2 protein-coding genes and 1 pseudogene are annotated in these 2,804 nt (G+C 57.8%); all 3 read right to left on the reverse strand.

What is annotated here, in order from left to right; genetic code table 11:
- A pseudogene (locus PHD44_RS12585) lies at positions 1-786 on the reverse strand (3-phosphoshikimate 1-carboxyvinyltransferase); the annotation flags it as partial.
- Between the two features lie 18 nt (positions 787-804).
- Positions 805-1,683, reverse strand: a complete 879-nt coding sequence (locus PHD44_RS12590) for a prephenate dehydrogenase/arogenate dehydrogenase family protein (protein ID WP_300192232.1) — start codon at positions 1,681-1,683, stop codon at positions 805-807.
- A gap of 9 nt (positions 1,684-1,692) precedes the next feature.
- Positions 1,693-2,804 (reverse strand): histidinol-phosphate transaminase (hisC, locus tag PHD44_RS12595; RefSeq protein WP_300192230.1); only part of this gene is annotated, 1,112 nt, incomplete at its 5' end.

Raw genomic sequence — 2,804 nt, forward strand, 5'->3', positions numbered from 1 at the left:
GGCCTCTGGCGCGATACTGGCCGCCACCATGAAAAAGGCAGCCGATGAAATATCTGCGGGCACATCGATCTGACGGGCAATGAGTTGGCCGCCACCTTCAAGACACGCCGTCGAACCCTCGCGCGCAACCGGATAACCAAACCCGGTCAACATACGCTCGGTGTGGTCCCGCGTTGGCGCCAGTTCTGTCACGCAGGTCTTGCCTTCTGCATACAGCCCGGCCAGCAGAACACAGGATTTGACCTGCGCACTGGCCATCGGCAGGGTGTAATCGATTGCCTTCAGACGTTGCCCGCCACGTATTGTGAGTGGAGAACGGCCACCCTCAGCCGACTCGATGACCGCACCCATTTGGGTCAGCGGATCAATCACCCGTTTCATCGGCCGCCGTGAAAGGGATTCATCGCCTTCCAACACGCTATCGAACGACTGCCCGGCGAGAATCCCCGCCATCAAGCGCATCGATGTGCCTGAGTTCCCCACATACAACGGATGTTCGGGGGCTTTCAAACCATGCAGACCCACACCACTGACTCGCACTCGTCCGTCAACAGGCTCGCTAATCTCAACGCCCATCGCGCGGAAACAGCGCAGTGTGTTCAGGCTGTCTTCACCTTGAAGAAAACCGGTAATTTCGGTCGTGCCATAGGCGAGCGCACCCAGCATGATTGATCGGTGGGAGATGGATTTGTCACCCGGAACCCGTAAGGAACCCTGGAGGCTCACCCGTCCGGGCTGCGTGATGTACGTCACCGCCGAAGGCGCTGGTTTTGTAGCAACATTCATGTCAGACACTCAAAAAAATCAGGATTGGGATGTTGCAGGACAGTACAGTGCGTCCCGAACGGCCTTGGCGTCAGCAAATAGCTTTTCGACACCGGCACTGTCACCCGCTTCGATCAACTGCCGCAGTCGATTTAACTCGACCAGATAGTGATCCAGCATCGGCAGCAATTCATCTCGGTTCGCGACACAGATATCGCGCCACATTTGCGGATCGGAGCTCGCAATGCGAGAAAAATCGCGGAAACCGCCTGCGGCATAACGGAATACCTCGTACCGCTCTTCAAGGCGGGACAAGGCGGACACCAAACCGAAGGCGGCCAGATGAGGCAAATGACTGGTTGCCGCCAACACATGATCATGGTGCTGGACACTCATCTGTTCGACGACAGCCCCGACGCTTTGCCAAAGATCGACGGCACGAGCCACCATCTCGGTAGAGTTTTCATTGATGGGCGTAAGAATCACGCGGTGATCGACAAACAAGCTGGCGAACGCCGCATCGGGGCCACTGCGTTCGGTACCGGCAATCGGATGACCGGGAACGAACTGCCCCCACTGCGCGGGGCTCAAAGCCGATTTGGCTGCCGCGACCACAGAGCCTTTCACGCTGCCACCATCGGTGATTAATGCGTGAGGATCGAGTTCCGGGGCAATTTCTGCGAAAACCGAAGCCATCGCCTGCACCGGCGTGGCAATAAACACGACATCGGCACCACGCACCGCCTCAGCAGCAGAATCGACAGGCCGATCAATCAGTCCCAGCTCGCGCGCGCGAAGCCGGGTCTGCAATTGACGGCTATAACCCACCACCTCACCGACCAGACCCCGTTCCTTGAGTGCCAGACTCAAGGAACCGCCGATCAAACCCAGACCAATAAGTGCCAGACGGTTGATCATCACCCGAATCTAACCCTTAGTTGCCCGAAGTGACGTCAGTACACGGTCCATCGCGGCCAGTACGCGTTCATTCTGAGCCTGCGTACCAATTGTGCTCCGGATATGGCACGAAAGCCCACCGGTATCGGTTTTGCCGCCCAAAGGCCGCACAATCACGCCTTCGCGAAGCAAGGCATCAAACACGAGCCCGGCGGGCAAACCTGTATTTACGGTGACGAAATTGGCAAGCGATGGAATAACAGACAGACCCCGTGACGCCAAGGCATCGACCATGAAGGCCAACCCGACAGCATTCACCGCGCGGCTATGCTGGATGAAATCCTCATCACCCAGCGCAGCTTCAGCCGCCCTGAGCGCAAGACTGTTGACGTTGAATGGCTGCCGCACCCGATCGAGCATGGCGATCACCTGAGGATGACCTACCGCAAAACCCACGCGCAACGCGGCCAATCCATAAATTTTGGAGAAGGTTCGCGTCACCAGCACATTCGGGAATTCGCGCGCCAATGCCAAACCATCGGGAAAACGACCATCGGCATAAAAAGCACGATCGACGTATTCACTGTAAGCCTCGTCAAGAACCACAACGACATTCTCTGGCACAGCTTCCAGAAACGCGCGCAATTCAGGCTCACTGACCCAGGTACCTGTCGGATTGTTCGGGTTGGCCAGAAAGACCACGCGGGTATCGGCATCGATGGCGGCAGCCATGGCAGGCAGATCCGCACCATAAGGCATGGTCGGATGATCGGAAGGAAGCGCAGGCACAATTTTAGCCTGCGCGCCCGTGGCCTGGGTTGCCAGAGCGTAAACCGCAAAGGCATGAGCCGAGAACACGGCAATACGCCCCGGCGCCAGATACGCGCGCGCAACCAGTTCCAGCAGATCATTCGAGCCATTGCCCAGCGTGATCGCAGAGGGCGCCACATCGAACTTTTTCGCAATGGCGGTTTTCAGTGCGTAGCCGCTGCCATCGGGATAAATATTCAGATCATCCAGCGACTGGACCGCCGCGCGCGCGCGCGGGCTGGCACCCAGGGGATTCTCGTTGGAAGCCAACTTGATAATGTCGGTCAGACCAAATTCGCGCGCGACTTCATCAACGGGTTTGCCGATGACGT

This window comes from Halothiobacillus sp., from assembly GCF_028710545.1.
Taxonomy (GTDB): Bacteria; Pseudomonadota; Gammaproteobacteria; order Halothiobacillales; family Halothiobacillaceae; genus Halothiobacillus.